The organism is Phyllobacterium sp. K27 (genome assembly GCF_054796155.1).
Map to the genome: position 1 here is coordinate 2,253,354 of NZ_CM139240.1, position 16,389 is coordinate 2,269,742.

14 protein-coding genes are annotated in these 16,389 nt (G+C 52.4%); 8 read left to right on the plus strand and 6 right to left on the minus strand.

Features of this window, described 5'->3' with window-relative positions; genetic code table 11:
• Positions 1-31: 31 nt before the first annotated feature.
• Both ACYJL1_RS10985 and ACYJL1_RS10990 read right to left on the minus strand, forming a co-directional pair.
• Positions 32-541, minus strand: coding sequence for a DUF1993 domain-containing protein (locus ACYJL1_RS10985; protein ID WP_460895444.1), 510 nt, complete (start codon positions 539-541; stop codon positions 32-34).
• A gap of 141 nt (positions 542-682) precedes the next feature.
• Positions 683-1,471: a GGDEF domain-containing protein gene (locus tag ACYJL1_RS10990; RefSeq protein ID WP_460895445.1), complete on the minus strand. Its 789-nt coding sequence runs from the start codon at positions 1,469-1,471 to the stop codon at positions 683-685.
• A gap of 215 nt (positions 1,472-1,686) precedes the next feature.
• On the opposite strand from ACYJL1_RS10990, the gene ACYJL1_RS10995 reads away from it, so the two are divergent.
• From ACYJL1_RS10995 to hflX, 7 genes are all read left to right on the plus strand, one after another.
• A complete protein-coding gene (locus ACYJL1_RS10995; RefSeq protein ID WP_460895446.1) occupies positions 1,687-3,966 on the plus strand; it encodes a sensor histidine kinase NtrY-like in 2,280 nt (759 codons plus the stop codon).
• Positions 3,956-5,317, plus strand: a complete 1,362-nt coding sequence (gene ntrX, locus ACYJL1_RS11000; protein ID WP_460895447.1) for a nitrogen assimilation response regulator NtrX — start codon at positions 3,956-3,958, stop codon at positions 5,315-5,317. Before ACYJL1_RS10995 ends, ntrX begins: the two co-directional genes overlap by 11 nt.
• A gap of 4 nt (positions 5,318-5,321) precedes the next feature.
• Positions 5,322-6,698, plus strand: coding sequence for a Trk system potassium transporter TrkA (gene trkA / locus ACYJL1_RS11005; RefSeq protein ID WP_460895448.1), 1,377 nt, complete (start codon positions 5,322-5,324; stop codon positions 6,696-6,698).
• Positions 6,699-6,799: 101 nt separating this feature from the next.
• Positions 6,800-7,900 (plus strand): lactonase family protein, encoded by a 1,101-nt coding sequence (locus tag ACYJL1_RS11010; protein ID WP_460895449.1) that lies wholly within the window; start codon positions 6,800-6,802, stop codon positions 7,898-7,900.
• 12 nt (positions 7,901-7,912) lie between these two features.
• On the plus strand, positions 7,913-8,779 hold the full coding sequence (locus ACYJL1_RS11015; protein WP_460895450.1) for a D-amino-acid transaminase: 867 nt from the start codon (positions 7,913-7,915) through the stop codon (positions 8,777-8,779).
• 121 nt (positions 8,780-8,900) lie between these two features.
• The gene (hfq, locus tag ACYJL1_RS11020) at positions 8,901-9,140 is read left to right on the plus strand and encodes an RNA chaperone Hfq (protein ID WP_008129219.1); all 240 of its coding nucleotides are present in this window, start codon (positions 8,901-8,903) and stop codon (positions 9,138-9,140) included.
• A gap of 6 nt (positions 9,141-9,146) precedes the next feature.
• Complete coding sequence (gene hflX / locus ACYJL1_RS11025) at positions 9,147-10,556, plus strand: GTPase HflX (RefSeq protein ID WP_460895451.1); 1,410 nt, start codon at positions 9,147-9,149, stop codon at positions 10,554-10,556.
• Here the strand turns inward: hflX and mazG are convergent, their stop codons facing one another.
• From mazG to ACYJL1_RS11045, 4 genes are all read right to left on the minus strand, one after another.
• Positions 10,557-11,378, minus strand: a complete 822-nt coding sequence (gene mazG / locus ACYJL1_RS11030) for a nucleoside triphosphate pyrophosphohydrolase (protein ID WP_460898014.1) — start codon at positions 11,376-11,378, stop codon at positions 10,557-10,559. It abuts the gene before it with no gap.
• Between the two features lie 97 nt (positions 11,379-11,475).
• Complete coding sequence (locus tag ACYJL1_RS11035) at positions 11,476-13,146, minus strand: ABC transporter permease (protein ID WP_460895452.1); 1,671 nt, start codon at positions 13,144-13,146, stop codon at positions 11,476-11,478.
• A 49-nt stretch (positions 13,147-13,195) separates the two neighbouring features.
• A complete protein-coding gene (locus ACYJL1_RS11040; protein WP_460898015.1) occupies positions 13,196-14,203 on the minus strand; it encodes a Fe(3+) ABC transporter substrate-binding protein in 1,008 nt (335 codons plus the stop codon).
• A 136-nt stretch (positions 14,204-14,339) separates the two neighbouring features.
• The gene (locus ACYJL1_RS11045; RefSeq protein WP_460895453.1) at positions 14,340-15,401 is read right to left on the minus strand and encodes an ABC transporter ATP-binding protein; all 1,062 of its coding nucleotides are present in this window, start codon (positions 15,399-15,401) and stop codon (positions 14,340-14,342) included.
• Positions 15,402-15,650: 249 nt separating this feature from the next.
• Here ACYJL1_RS11045 and ACYJL1_RS11050 point away from each other — a divergent pair, with 249 nt between their 5' ends.
• Positions 15,651-16,070: a GFA family protein gene (locus ACYJL1_RS11050; RefSeq protein ID WP_460895454.1), complete on the plus strand. Its 420-nt coding sequence runs from the start codon at positions 15,651-15,653 to the stop codon at positions 16,068-16,070.
• Positions 16,071-16,389: the final 319 nt, after the last annotated feature.

The following is a 16,389-nucleotide window of genomic DNA, read 5'->3' on the forward strand; positions in this document are numbered from 1 at the left end:
GCCGCATAAATGGCCGCCCTTCGTATCCTGCTCAGGCAATCGGTCCGAGATAGTCGAGTTTTCCGACCGAAACGCCGTTGTGGCGCAGGATATTCTGCGCGGTTGTGACGTGAAAATAGAAGTTCGGCAACACGAACTTGGTAATGTAGTCATCACCGCTAAGGGTCGTCTTCAATTTACCAAAGCTAAGCGTCACTTCCTTTGAGGAAGCATCGCGAAACGCGCTTTCATCCACACTTTTCAAAAAATCCACTGTTTTTGCAACGCGCTCCTGCAATTCTGCAAACGTCTTCTCGTCGTCCGGCATTTTAGGTGGTTCGATTGAGGTGAGGCGGCCGATAACAGCTTTGGAAGTATCGCTTATCCGCTGGACCTGACCAGAGAATGGCAACATGTCCGGTGCAAGACGTGCATTAACAAGCACATCCGGGCTTATTTTCCTCTCGGTAGAGAATGCTTCCGCCTTCTCAATCAGCGATGAAACGATGGACAGCCCGCGTAGAAGGGCCGGAATCGAAATAGCATAGGTCGAATTGGACATAAGAGTTTTTCCTGGAGGATCATTGTTGCGCTAAAGTTCAGATGCCAACTTCAAGTGCGACTGGCTGATTTGCAGATACGCTTCAGCTTTGTTTTTTCAAGGCCAGCAGACGAATATTGCCGCCAATGAGGACACACGGACTTAAACGACTCGGCGCTTTGGCTCATATGACTCTACATACTCACTATTTGCGTGAACAATACGGTTACGCCCCTGGTTTTTAGCAGCATAGAGGCATTTGTCAGCTGCCACGAGGGCTTCCTCCAAGAGCTGACCAGGCTGGTGAATAGCAATGCCAACGCTGACCGTGACGTCGAGTTCATGGATCTGCAAATATGTAGGAATCTCCTGCATACCCATCAGAATTTTGTGTGAAAGCCAGTCAGCCTTGCCAATGTCAGCATTGGTCAGAAAGACAGCAAATTCTTCGCCACCAAATCTCGCAGCAAAATCCCATTCGCCAATAACCGAGCGCAGCAGGATGCCTATTTCCTGCAAAACACTGTCACCAACGGCATGGCCATAACGATCATTGATCGATTTGAAGTGATCCGCATCAATGTAGAGGATTGCGCCAGCGCTTTTTGCCGGGTCGCATAAGGTAATTTGCCTTTGCGCCTGGAGATAGAATTCGTTCCTGTTTGATAGCCCCGTCAAATCGTCCCTGCGCGATGCCAGATCAAGCAGCTGAGCGGTCTGCTTCAGCCGAAAGTTCATGCCGACAAGAAATGAACCAAGAGGAGCACTCACGATAACGACGATGGCTGTTGTCACAATTAGGACGTTGCCCATCTGTCCCAAATCGACGAGAACAAAGAAGCCCATGGCGAGGAAGTTTGCGGCGATGGCCGCCATCAGTACCATTACGACGACCTGTTTATAAGGTGACATATTACCGAATTTAGTCATCCAAAGATCGTAGGTCGTCATTGCAACCACCGCGGAGTTAATGCACCTTTACTACAACCAAGGCCTGTGAAGAATCTATGCGTAAAACGCCGTAAGTTTTAATAGTTGACTGAATTGTTGAGATTTAATGTCGACTATTACAAATGGCTGTGCATTTCGGCTAGCGCGAATGACAAGGCGTTGCATTTCCGCCACAATGTGTTGCATGAGTGCCACTTGGTTGGGGTCACATAGCAATGCTCTTGTCAAACTCGGTCAATACAATGAACGGTTCTGTATCCGGCGCGGCAAGCGGCGTAACGCAGAGATTTTTTTCACGTCTGGGTATCGCAACTGTGTTTTTAGCACTGCTGACGACGGGCGTTACCTTTCTCATTCTGACTGGCGTGACGCCGATCCATCCCGATGGCGACGTAACGTTACTGCTTACGAGCATCAACGCGGTCTTGATTATCGCGCTGATTCTGTTGATTGGTCGCGAAATTTACCGTGTCGTACAGGCAAGACATCGCGGAAAGGCGGCCTCTCGTCTTCACGTACGTCTCGTTGTTCTTTTCTCGCTTGTAGCCGCCGTTCCTGCCATGATCGTGGCAATTGTTGCCTCGATCACTCTGGATATGGGGCTTGATCGATGGTTCGAAATGCGAACGTCGACGATTGTAAAGTCATCGATCAGCCTTGCGGAAGCCTATATTCAGGAGAGCGCACGAAGTCTGCAGTCCTCGAGCCTCGAAATGGTCGAGGATCTGGACGCGCAACGCACATTGTTCGATCTGGACCGAAGCGGTTTTGTCCGGCTGATGACACAGCAGGCGCTTGGGCGGAACATGATTGCAGCATCGATCATTCGAGCTGATGGAAGCACGGTTATGCGTGCTGATATTTCGACCGGCACTGCAATTCCGATCGTTGCAAAGTCGATTCTGGAGACTGCTTCCGACGGAAAACCCGTGCTCATACCGCCGGATCAGACCAATCTGTTAAGCGCCGTCATAAAATTACGCACAATTCCGGATGTGTTTCTTTACGCGATCCGGCCGGTCGATCCGGATATTCTCAATACCAGCCGGGCGATGGAGAAGAAGAATGCTGACGCTGCAATTGCAGCCGACGGCAATGGCGTCACGACACAAATTCTTTTTGCGATGCTGTATTTCGGACTTACGCTGACACTCCTGTTATCGGCAATATGGACTGGTATTGCGGTTGCAGATCGTCTTGTGCGTCCGATACGCCTGTTGATCGGTGCAGCGGATAATGTTGCCACAGGAAATCTGAACGTTTCGGTTCCCGTCCATCGTTCTGACGGCGATGTTGGCTCATTATCCCAGACATTCAACACGATGGTTCGGCAATTGGGCACGCAGCGCAAAGATCTTGTTTCGGCAAAAGATCAGATTGATGAGCGCCGCCGCTTTTCAGAGGCTGTGCTGTCGGGCGTTACTGCGGGTGTTGTCAGCGTCAATGCCGATGGTGCAATAGGCATCGTGAATCGCTCCGCAGAAACAATGTTGGCGCTCGACCCTATAACATCACACGGTAAAAACCTGACCGCGCTGGTCCCTGAGATCGGTCTGGTCTTTGAGGTCGCTCATGCAACCGGACGATCTGTCTATCGTGAACAGGTGACCATGTCGCGTCGAGGCAGTGCCCGGACATTCAACGTGCAAATTACCGTGGAAGACGCTGAATCTATGGAACATTCCTATGTTGTAACTGTCGATGACATTACCGACCTTGTGGAGGCTCAACGCTCTTCTGCCTGGGCGGATGTGGCGCGCCGTATTGCGCACGAAATCAAGAATCCGCTGACTCCTATCCAACTTTCCGCAGAGCGCCTGCGCCGCCGTTTCGGCAAGGTAATCACCGAGGACCGTGAAGTTTTCGATCAATGCACGGCAACAATTATCAGGCAGGTTGGCGATATTGGTCGTATGGTTGACGAGTTCTCATCCTTTGCCCGCATGCCGAAGCCGGAGATCAAGACGATGGATTTGCGCGAAGCGCTTCGGGAAGCTTCATTCCTGGTGGAAGTAAGCCGCAGTGACATCCGTTTTGAACGGGATTTCGGTGCCGTGCCTTTATTGGGGCAATTTGACAGCCGTCTTTTGGGGCAGGCCTTTGGCAATGTTATCAAGAATGCCGCTGAAGCGGTGGAAGCAGTTGTCAAAGAAGGGCACCTGGATGGACATATCCTTATCAGATCGCGCGTCGAGGGGGCTTCAATCATTGTTGAAGTTCTCGACAGTGGCAAAGGGCTGCCGCGCGAACATCGTCAGCGCTTGCTTGAGCCCTATATGACCACACGCGACAAAGGCACCGGTCTTGGCCTTGCAATCGTCAAGAAGATCGTCGAGGACCATGCCGGTCAAATCGAACTACATGATGCGCCAGACGATTTTTATGGGGGGCGAGGCGCAATGATCCGCATGATTTTTCCAATAAACCAATCTGCTTCAGCAGTTTCAGAAAATCCCGATAAATCGGCAAAACAGGTGAATTCAAATGGCATCTGACATTCTTGTAGTCGACGATGAAGTCGATATCCGCGAGCTTGTTGCAGGCATATTGAGCGACGAAGGTTATGATGCACGCGTTGCATCGGACGCGGACAGCGCGCTGGCTGCCATAGACGAACGAATTCCGCGTCTCATTTTCCTTGATATCTGGATGCAGGGCAGCCGTCTTGATGGTCTGGCTCTACTCGATGAGATCAAGCTGCGTCATCCGGAAATTCCTGTCGTCATGATTTCAGGTCACGGAAACATCGAAACCGCAGTTTCGGCGATCCGTAGGGGCGCCTATGATTTCATTGAGAAGCCGTTCAAGGCTGACAGGTTGATTCTCATTGCTGAGCGTGCGCTTGAAACCTCCAAACTTCGCCGTGAAGTCTCTGATTTGCGCAAACGTTCGACGGAGAGCTTTGAGCTGCTTGGTTCTTCGCTATCGATGAATCATTTGCGGCAAACGATCGAGCGCGTGGCACCGACCAATAGTCGTATCATGATTACCGGGCCATCGGGTGCCGGTAAGGAACTGACGGCCAGGGCAATCCATGCCTTATCCAGCCGCTCAAAGGGCCCGTTCGTCAATCTCAATGCAGCGACCATCACACCTGAACGTATGGAAGTTGAGCTTTTCGGGACTGAATCCGACGGAGGCGAACGCAAGGTTGGTGCACTGGAGGAGGCCCATGGCGGCATTCTCTATCTCAATGAGATCGCCGACATGCCGCGCGAAACGCAGAACAAAATTTTGCGTGTGCTGGTTGACCAGCAGTTCGAGCGGGTAGGTGGTACCAAGCGGATCAAGGTTGATGTGCGAATCATCTCTTCGACGGCACAAAACCTTGAGGCAATGATTGCGGAAGGCCGTTTCCGTGAGGACCTGTTCCACCGGCTTGCAGTGGTTCCGGTTATCGTGCCGCCACTTGCTGACCGCCGCGATGACATTCCAGCTCTCGTTGACTTTTTCATGGCACAGATTGCTGATCAGGCTGGTATCAAGCCACGCAAGATTGGCCCTGATGCAATGGCGGTTTTGCAATCACACTCCTGGCCGGGCAATATTCGGCAGTTGCGCAACAATGTCGAGCGATTGATCATCCTTGCTCGCGGCGACGATCCTGAGGCAGTTATCACGGCAGATTTGCTGCCTGCGGAAATTGGCGATACTTTGCCCAAGGCACCCACAGAATCCGACCAGCACATTATGGCGCTGCCCTTGCGCGAGGCGCGTGAGCGTTTCGAGAAGGAATATCTGATCGCACAAATAAACCGATTTGGTGGAAACATCTCGCGTACTGCTGAATTCGTTGGTATGGAACGTTCGGCACTGCACCGGAAGTTAAAGTCCCTCGGGGTATAGTAAAATGCGTGTAATTATCTGCGGGGCGGGCCAGGTGGGTTATGGCATAGCGGAACGGCTGGCCGCCGAAGATAACGATATTTCCGTGATCGATACTTCCGCTGAACTCATTCAGGTTATCGGCGATACGCTGGATGTTCGCGGCTTCGTCGGACATGGCGCTCATCCGGATGTTTTGGCCGCCGCAGGCGCGGATCAGGCCGATATGATTATTGCTGCCACGCTCTATGATGAAGTGAACATTGTCGCATGTGAGGTCGCACATGCATTGTTCAACGTACCCACAAAAATCGCCCGTATCCGCGCGCAGGCCTATCTGCAATCACACTATCAGGATTTGTTCTCACGCGATCACATGCCCATCGATGTGATCATTTCACCGGAATTGGAAGTTGGTGAAATGGTATTGCGGCGCATTGCGCTTCCCGGCGTCAGTGATGTTGTTCGATTTGCCGACGAGAATGTTGCGGTATTGGCCATCGAATGCCTTGAAGATTGCCCGGTTATCAACACGCCATTGTTTCAGCTTACCGATCTTTTTCCAGATCTGGGCGCGACAGTCATGGCGATTGTGCGTAATGACAAGCTGTTCATACCTCGCTCCACAGACCAGATGTTTAGCGGCGATATAGCCTATGTTGCCGCTATTAAATCGCAGATACACCGGACATTGGCGTTATTCGGTCATGAGGAGCCCGAGGCGACCCGCATCGTTATTGCTGGCGGCGGCAATATCGGACTTCATGTTGCGCAGACCATCGAAGCAAAGCAGCCGAAAACCAAGGTAAAGCTGATAGAGCCCAACCTCAAACGGGCTAATACCATAGCGGACGAGCTTCGCCGGTCCCTGGTTCTGCATGGCAGCGCACTGGACCAGAAACTGCTTTATGAGGCTGAGATACAGGACGCTGACCTGATGGTCAGCCTGACAAATGACGATCAGGTCAATATGCTTGCCGGCGTCATGGCGAAGCGAATGGGCTGTAAATCCAATCTGGTGCTGATCAATAATCCCGACTTTCTTGATCTGAGCAAATCGCTGGGTATAGACGCGCATATCAGTCCGCGCAGTGTCACGATTTCCCGAGTGTTGCAACATGTGCGCCGAGGTCGAATCCGTGCTGTTCACAGCGTCCAGAAAGGGCAGGCGGAAATCATTGAGGCAGAGGCGCTGGAAACCTCGCCGATGGTTGGAGCACCCTTGCGTGAGCTCAATTTGCCTGCTGGCTTGCGGATCGGCGCGATCTATCGCAACGGTGAAGTCATCAAGCCCGATGGCAATGTCCGCATAAAGCCAAAAGACCGGGTGGTGCTTTTTGCGACGGCAGAGACAGTCAAGCAGGTTGAACAGATGTTCCGGGTCAGTCTTGAGTTCTTCTAAAGTTGGACCTCAGTGATGAAACGACAACGCTTGCATGACGAAACTGGTTCAGCCGATAGCGAAATTCTCCATTTCACAGCTTCCAATCCGTGAGTATATCAATGTCCAAAACATTTGCTTTTGTCGGAAACCTGAATCGCAATGCCTTGCCCGGTCAAGGCAAGGGCATCAGTGTCTTTCAGTTTGACGCTGAAACCGGCGATCTCACGCTTGCCAGTGAGTATCTTGCAATCGATAATCCGGGTTATCTGGCGATAGATGAGCAACGCAAGCGTCTCTACGCAGCGGTAGAAATCCCGGAATGGAATGAAAATCTTGTCGCCGCGTTCAAGTTTGACCCAGAGAGCGGTGCGCTGTCTTACATCAATATGCAGTCCACGCTTGGGAATACGACGTGCCATCTGGGCTTTGATCAGACGGGTGAGGCGGTTTTCGCCTCCAATTATACCGTTGCCCCGTTGGGAGAGCGTCCAGGCAATGCAGTTGCAGCCTTCTCGATTCGCGAGGATGGCGGTGTTGATCCGGCCTTTGCCGCCGCTTGTCATGAAGGTGCAAACGCGATCCTGCCGACCAATAAAAGGCAGCATGGTCATTGCGCGGTCGCCAGTCCGGACAACAAGACATTGTTTGTTTGTGATCTTGGGTTGGATCAGATCATAGCCTATGAATTGCCGAGGAAAGGTGAAAAGCTGAAACTGGCAGCGACGCCTTTCACACAATTCCCGGAAGGTGCGGGGCCGCGCCACTTGACGTTTCATCCCAATGGAAAGATTGCTTATGTTATCAACGAGTTGAACTGTACTGTTTCAGTTCTGGATTATGATTGTGAGAAGGCCAGTCTGACGATATTGCAGACTTTGCCGACAATTCCTGATGATTTCACTGAGACTAATACTTGCGCCGAGATTGCCGTCAGCGCCGATGGTCGTTTCCTGTACGGATCTAACCGTGGCCACCACAGCATTGTCAGTTATTCCATCCAAGACTCCGGTGAGCTTTCATTGATCGGATGGACACCATCGCAAGGTATTGGTCCGCGCAATTTCGTTATCGACCCTTCCGGAAAATTCATGCTCGTATCAAACCAGAAAGGCGGCGGTATTGCTGTGTTCAAGCGCGATATTGAGACGGGCGCACTGGAAGACACCGGCAAGCGCGTTGATCTGCCAACGCCCATGCGTATCGTCTTTGGTACATTCTAAGGAGGGCCGAGAATGTCCCGGATTGCCTATGTAAACGGACAATATGTGCAGCATGCAGAAGCGGGCGTTCATATTGAAGACCGCGGCTACCAGTTCGCTGATGGCGTCTATGAAGTCTGTGAGATAGCGCGCGGTAATATCATGGATATGACGCGGCACCTCGACAGGCTTGGGCGTTCACTGTCAGAGCTGAAGATCGCCTGGCCCATGGAGCGCCGGGCGTTGCAGGTCATCATCAAGGAAGTGGTGCGCCGGAACAAGGTTCACAATGGTCTTGTCTATTTGCAGGTTACGCGCGGTGTTGCTCGCCGCGACCATGTGTTTCCATCGGCCGATACGCCGCCTTCACTGGTAGTCACTGCCAAACGTACCAGCCCTGTTGCATCAGGGGCGCGTGCTGCAAAGGGTATCAAGATAATAACAGTGCCTGAAAACAGATGGGAGCGGGTGGATATCAAGTCGGTTGGGCTTCTACCAAACGTGCTGGCTCGCCAGCAGGCAAAAGAGCAGGGCGCTCAAGAGGCATGGTTTGTTGATCCAGACGGGAGCGTGAAGGAAGGTGCTGCCACCAATGCGTGGATTGTTACAAAGGATGGTGTTCTCGTTACACGGCCCGCGGAAACCGGCATTTTGAGAGGCATTACCCGCACAACGATCTTTGACGTGGCTAAAAAACTTGGTTTGAAAATTGAAGAGCGGGGATTTTCGGTCGATGAAGCAAAAAGTGCAAAAGAAGCTTTCATCAGCGCTGCAACCACTGTAATCATGCCGGTTGTTAACATTGATGGCGTTGTGGTCGCAAACGGGCACCCCGGTACGATAACACTTTCGTTACGTGAAGCGTTTTTTGAGATTGCGGAAAAAACGCCATCCTGTTAACCCGTGAGTGAGGGGACTTTACAAACGCTGTTTTCCGCCTCCTGTTGGGGCAGGGTTACCTGTTTCGACTGCAGAATTTTGCACGAGACACATTTGCTGATCGCATAAAAGGATAAAAACAATGGCTGAACGATCGCAGAATCTTCAAGACCTTTTTCTGAACTCAGTCAGAAAGCAGAAGATTTCTCTGACAATCTTCCTGATAAATGGTGTAAAACTGACCGGTATTGTTACTTCGTTTGACAATTTCTGCGTGCTTTTACGCCGCGACGGCCATTCGCAGCTTGTTTACAAGCATGCCATTTCGACCATCATGCCAAGTCAGCCTGTGCAGATGTTCGAAGTTGAAGAAAGCGACTAACCGCATTTGACCAAAGAAAATACGCGTAACGCAGACAAAAAGGGCGGAATTGCCGGAGATGGCGATACCGCCCGTGAATCTACTCGCGCGCTTGTCATAGTTCCGGTGCTGCCGCATCGCTTCACAGATGGCGGCAAGCAGGAGGATCACAAAGCGCCTGCCTACTTCCGCGAGTTTCAACGCAGTGATGAGGCGCGTCTGGAGGAGGCCAAGGGTCTCGCTCGCGCCATTGATCTCGATATTGTCCATTCCGATATCGTGCAGGTGCCCGCGCCGCGGCCAGCAACCCTGCTCGGCTCGGGCAAGGTCGACATGATTGCCGAAATTATCGAGGAAACCCATGCTGAGCTGGTGATCGTTGATCACGCGCTAACGCCGGTGCAGCAGCGCAATCTTGAAAAAGCCTGGAATGCCAAGGTTCTTGATAGAACCGGACTTATTCTGGAGATTTTCGGTCGCCGTGCGCAGACAAAAGAAGGTACATTGCAGGTCGAACTGGCCCATCTGACCTATCAGAAGGGGCGGTTGGTTCGCAGCTGGACCCACCTTGAGCGGCAACGAGGCGGCGGCGGGTTTCTGGGCGGACCGGGTGAAACCCAGATTGAGTCTGATAGACGTGCGTTGCAGGAAAAGATCCTGCGGATCAAGCGCGAGCTGGAAACGGTTGTTCGCACACGCGCGCTACACCGCAGCAAGCGCCGTAAGGTTCCGCATCCAATCGTTGCGCTTGTAGGTTATACCAATGCCGGTAAATCCACACTGTTCAATCGTATGACCGGTGCCGGAGTGGTGGCAGAAGACATGCTTTTCGCCACGCTTGACCCAACCTTGCGACGTATACGACTGCAGCACGGCGAAATGGTTATCCTGTCCGACACAGTGGGATTCATTTCAAATCTGCCAACGCATCTTGTTGCTGCATTCCGGGCGACCCTTGAAGAAGTGGTCGAGGCAGACTTGATCCTGCACATACGCGATATCTCCGATCCCGATACGGCCGCGCAGGCAGAAGACGTTCATGCCATCATGGCCGATCTAGGAATTGAGCGAGGCGATACAAAGCGCATCATTGAGGTCTGGAACAAGATCGACCTGCTGGATGAGCCGGGCAGAGAATCCGCGCAACGACTGAGCGCAGCGGCTACGGGCAATGAGCATCCAATTCCTGTTTCGGCGATCACCGGAGAAGGTGTAGACATCCTGCTGGCCGAAATTGAAAATCGCATTGCCGGGAAGCTTGCACATGTGAAGCTTACGTTGAAGCCCGAGCAAATGGGCCTCATTGACTGGATTTATCAGCATTCCAGTAATGTGAAGCGCAAAGATCAGGACGATGGTTCTGTTGTTCTCTCGATGGAGATGACGGCTGTTTCAAATGCCATTTTGCAAGAGAAGCTGCTAAAAAACAAAGGCTGATTACTTTTTGGTCTTTGCCTCGCTCCAGAGCGCTTCCATTTCGTCTAGTGTCGCATCTTCAAGTGATTGCTGACGCTCTGTCAGCTTACGCTGAATGTAATGAAAACGTGTGCGGAATTTCTCGTTCGTCCCACGCAATGCGCTTTCCGGCTCCAGTTTCAAATGCCGACCGAGATTGACCATGGCGAACAGCAAATCGCCATATTCCTCTTCAGTCTTTTGTTGGTCGCCAACGCTTATTTCATGGCGCAGTTCGGCAATTTCTTCTTCAATCTTGTCGAGTATGGGAAGTGCCTCCGACCAGTCGAAGCCCACTTTGGCGGCTTTTTGCTGTAATTTCAAAGCCCGCATCAGCGATGGAAAGCCTTGCGGGATATCATCGAGAAAACCATTCGGCTCGGTAGGTTCGAGCTTCAATGCTGCCCGGCGTTCACGTCGCTCAGCCTTCTCTTCGGCTTTGATCTTGTCCCACATGCCTTTGGCCATGCCCGCACCGCGGGCGTCTTCATCACCGAAAACATGCGGATGACGACGTATCATCTTGTGCGTGATGGCTTGCACGACATCGCCAAAATCAAATGCCTTCATTTCTTCAGCCATTTGTGCGTGAAACACGACCTGAAGCAGCAGATCGCCCAGTTCCTCACGCAAATCGTCAATGTCATTGCGCTCGATGGCATCAATGACCTCAAATGCTTCTTCAAGCGTATAGGGCGCGATTGACTTGAAGTCCTGCTCGATATCCCATGGACAGCCGGTAACGGGCGTGCGCAGGGCAGCCATGATGTCCAAAAGACGTGTGATATCGCGCGATGGTTTCATTAAATGACCATAGGCGAGGTCGCTCGCCACAGCCATCGAACATGCAAAGGCACGCTCGATTGTCCACAACAAGCGATCAATGTTTGCAAGAAGTGGATCAGCTCCTACGCCCGACTTTGGACAATAGAATGACTGGCAATATGCCTATGACGACAATAGCAAGCGCTGCAATTGACGCTTCTTCGTAAGTGCCACGCGCTGCTTCGCCGTATAGATGCGTTGCAAATGTTTCAAAATTGAGCGGGCGCAGCAGCAATGTGGCGGGCAGCTCTTTCACGCAATCCACAAAGACGAGGAGGGCGGCGGCCGTCAAAGCCGCTTTTGACAGAGGCAAATGGACGTGCCTGAATGTACCGCTGGCGCTTTGGCCGAGCGTGCGCGAGGCGTGATCGAACGAAAGCGGTATCCGGGTCAACCCGGCTTCCATACCGCCTGCCGATATGGCGAGAAACCGTGTAGCATAAGCATAGATCAGCGCCGCGCCTGATCCCATGAAAAGCAAGCCGGTCGAAACACCGAACCAGGCCATGGCATTTCTGTCAATGAACTGGTCGAGCCCTGCCAGCAGGATAAGAACTCCAATGGCTATAACGGTGCCGGGCGCTGCATAACCGATTGTCGCCAGCCTGAAAGACCAGGTAGATGCCGCCCCCGGTCGAAGGCGGGCAACATAGGCAAGCAAAACCCCGAGTACCACGGTGACGATTGTCGCCGTAAAGGCAAAAACAATTGTGTTGGTCGCTTCAGCCAAAAAGCGGGAAGAGAGGCCCGCAAACTGCACACGTCGCCAAGCTTCGGTTGCGAGATATGTGGCCGGGAAAACAAATCCTATGAGAACCGGGAGAGATCCGATGCAGAATAAGACCATTCCTTGTCGCGTGGTTACCCGCAGCGGCTCAGAGATGCGACTTCTCTGCGCACTGATGGAGTAGCGTTGCTCGCGCCTTGCCCAACGCTCTATTGCCACCAGTGCAACGACGATGAAAAGCAGCGAAAGCGCGATCTGGGCAGCTCCCGGCAGATCGGCTCGTGTGACCCATGTCGTGTAGATCGAGACTGTGAGCGTGCGGATACCGAGAAATTCGGACGCACCGATATCATTCAACGCTTCCATGAGCGCCAGACTGACCCCAACAGCTATGGCGGGGCGGGCGAGGGGTAAAGCCACCCGCCAGAATACTTGGCGTCGCGAAACGCCAAGTGTGCGGGCCGCCTCGATCAAGCTGGACGACTGCATGAGGAAGAGTGCGCGAGTCGGAATATATACGTAAGGGTAGAGGACAAAACCAAGCAGGATGATACAGCCGGTCATGTTGCGTATGTCTGGCAGGCGGAACTCGCGTGGGCTGGAAAAGCCCAAGGCCCAGCGGATTGCACCTTGAACGACGCCTATTGGGTGAAGAATATCGAGGTAGGCATAGGCTATAATATAGGTGGGAACTGCCAGAGGTAGGATGAGTGCCCATTCCAAGACACGCCTGCCCGGAAAATCATAGGCGGTTACAAGCCAAGCCGCGCCTGTGCCCAGAATCGCGACAAGCAGCCCCACGCCACAAAGTAAGATAAGTGTATCAGCCAATGCGGCGGGCAGGGTGGTCGCAAGCAGATGAGACCAGAGCCCGGAGGAGCCCTGAATAGCCTGCAACACCAATACGAAAACAGGCAAGAGAACCAGAACGGCTACAATTGCCGCCGAGATAATCCATCCCGATCCGCAACGGCTGCGCCGCCGGTTTATTGCTAACGGGGTGGTCAAACTCGCATCCATCCAAAATAAGAGACAAGCGCCCGTGAATCCGGGCGCCTGTCCTTTTTGATTAGTTGTCGAAACCGACTTTGTCTACGAGTTCGCTGGCTTCTTTGCGATGGCTAACAACGTCGGTCAAAGGTGTTGAGTCAATCTTGAGTTCGCCAAAAGAGGCAATAATCGGATCAGCCTTGGCACCAGCCTTTACAGGATACTCGAAATTGGCTTCGGCATAGATCTTCTGTGCTTCATCGGAAACCAGATATTCAAGCAGCTTGATAGCCTCGGCCTTGTTTGGAGCATGCTTTGCAACCGCGGCACCGCTAATATTGACCTGCGTTCCTCCATCCTTGAAGGTTGGAAGCACGACCTTGATTGCCTCACCCCATTTGACTTGCTCTTCGCCGCCTTTTCCGGAGCGCATCAGACCGACATAGTAAGAATTTGCAATTGCGATATCGCAGATTCCGCCAAGAATATCCTTGGCGCCGTCGCGGTCACCGCCGCCAGCCTTGCGGGCGAGGTTGTCTTTAATCGCAGTGAGCCACTTTTCTGTCTCGGCTGCATCATAATGTGCCAGATAGCTGGCAAACAGAGCTGTATTGTAAGGATGCTGACCTGAGCGAATGCAAATCTTGCCCTTCCATTTCGGATCAGCAAGGTCTTCGTAATTGAAGCTGGCAAGATCAAGGTCTTTGGCCGCATAAAGAACACGAGCGCGCATGGATAGGGCAAACCAGTTGCCCTTTGGATCGCGCAAGGTTTCCGGAACAGATTCCGTCAAAACTGCGGAATCGATCGGCTGGGTCAATCCCTTATCAACCAGATCGACAAGCCTGCCGGCATCAACCGTCATGAGAATATCGGCAGGTGAGCTTTCGCCTTCGCTGGCAACGCGCTCAGCAAGTCCATCCTTCAGAAAAACAGTATTGACCGTGATGCCCGTCGAGGCCTTGAAAGAGTCGAGCAATGGCTGAATCAAGCCAGGCTCCCGGGTGGTATAAATATTGAGTTCGGCAGCCGATACTGTGCCCGCAGTGAGCGCCAGAGTGCCTGCCAGTATAATTGATTTTGCCATATTGGTTGGATGCATTGTCAGCCCCTTGGAAATGAAAAACACAGTCAAGCCCAAACCATACTTGATCAACATTATCAAGTTTTTAATGCGAACATTTGGTTATCACGAAATGTTGATCTGGTTCTAACGGTGCTTGTCACGCAGCAAAAACGAGCAGACCTTCGGCTTTTACAACAATACCTATGTGATCGGCCGTGCCGGGAAGTCGGTCGAATGTCTTCACATGTAACGGCTCAGTCAGCCCTTTGACATTGACCATGAGCTGTTCAGTGTCACCAAGGAATATCCGATTTGCTATCTTTCCCACCAGTTGCCCCTGGTCAGGGGTAACTGAAATCGCTTGAGGGCGTAAATAGGCGAGGGCCGCCGCCCCTTCATTGAGAGCCGCCTTGCAGGCGTAGGTGCCTATTGCCGTTTCAATATGTCCATTGCGGTAGATGCCTGGAACCTTGTTGAAATCTCCAAAGAAATCCGCCGCATAGGGGGAATTGGGTGTGTCGTGCAGCTCATATCCAGTGCCCGATTGTACAATACGTCCCTGCCGCATGAGGATGATACGATCGCCGGTGGAGAGTGCCTCTTCCGGATCATGCGTTACCATGATGACCGTTGTGCCCAGCTCGCGCAACAACCGGAATGTGTCGTTTCGAACCTTCTGCCGTAATCCGGAATCCAGACTGGAGAATGGCTCGTCCATAAGCAGAATGTCGGGGCTGGGGGCGAGGGCGCGCGCTAACGCAACCCGTTGTTGTTCACCACCGGAAAGCATGTGCGGGTAGCGTTTGATAAGCGACGCGATACCCACGTGCTCAATCACTTCTTGAGCGCGCTTGTGCGCTTGTTGCTTCGGCAGGGCCTTTAAGCCAAACAATATGTTCTGTTCGGCTGTCAAATGTGGAAAGAGCGCATAATCCTGAAATACAAATCCGATCTTGCGCATTTCAGGCTCTACAAAATGCTGCGGTCCGGCGACTTCCTCACCTTGCATGAAAAGCGCGCCACTGTCGGGTCTGTCCACGCCTGCAATAATTCTCAGAAGCGATGACTTGCCGCAGCCGGAATGGCCGGCAAGACAGATGATTTCACCGGCCCGGATCGATAGCGATATATCTTTAAGCGCATCGACTGCACCAAAGCTTCTGCTGACAGCATCAAGCTGAAGCACCGCCGTCTGGCGTGTTGGGTTTTCAAAGTTCATTTCACTTATCTCAGTCTACTGCCATTAATGCTGCCTTGATCTGTCAAATTGCGATGAAAAGCAAATGATGTCCGGTTCCTCAAGGGCGAGGCCCTGCTGTTGACAGTTCTGTGCAGCTGTATAATCATCGAAATTGCGCATTCTGACCTTTAACAGGTCACGTCTTGCTTGTCTGCGACAGCGGTTTGAACTGCGCCTCAATCTCCACATCCCAACAATTATTTCACCGAGAAAGACGGAGGATTTGCCATGTCCGATGCCCAATGCGTTTGCGGCGGACTTAGACTTATAATAGGCGAGCCAACAAAATTGGTTGCCGTGTGTCACTGTTTGGCCTGCCAGCGGCGAACCGGCACCTCGTTCAGCGTCAATGCGTTTTATGCAGCCGATAGCGTCGAGATTTCGGGAGCCTCTAGGGAGTATAGTCGCGTTGCCGATAGCGGCCGCAATGTACGCATGTATTTTTGCCCGACCTGTGGTTCGACGGTTTATTGGAAGCCCGATGCTGATCCCACAATTATTGGCGTGGCAGTCGGGGCTTTGGCAGACCCAAATTTCCCGGCGCCAACCATGTCAGTTTTCGAGCAGCACAAGCACTATTGGGTGAGTTTTGCGCCAGAGGTCAAGTGCTTCCAAGCAAATCCGATACAGGGTGCTCGCAAGATCTGACAGAATCTCATTACAGCGTCCGTTGGGCTTGGATGAGGCGACAAACCTTCCTTTGCTTCATACGGAGGTAACGGAGGGAAGAGTCGCTGTTGCACTTTAAAATAGAATGTACCCCGGCTACACATCTTGTCAAAGCATTTTAAAGAAGAGACATTGCTGGCAATGTAGAAATGCAACAATGGCCAATTCTGATTACTAGGACTGTCGGGGGATATTCTTCTCGTAAAGCAGCAACGCCAGCCGCCGACCGGCGCAGCTGGTCAGGGTTGCGCAGCCCGGTCGGTGGCGGATAGGATTCGTTGCGAGCAATACTTCAGCT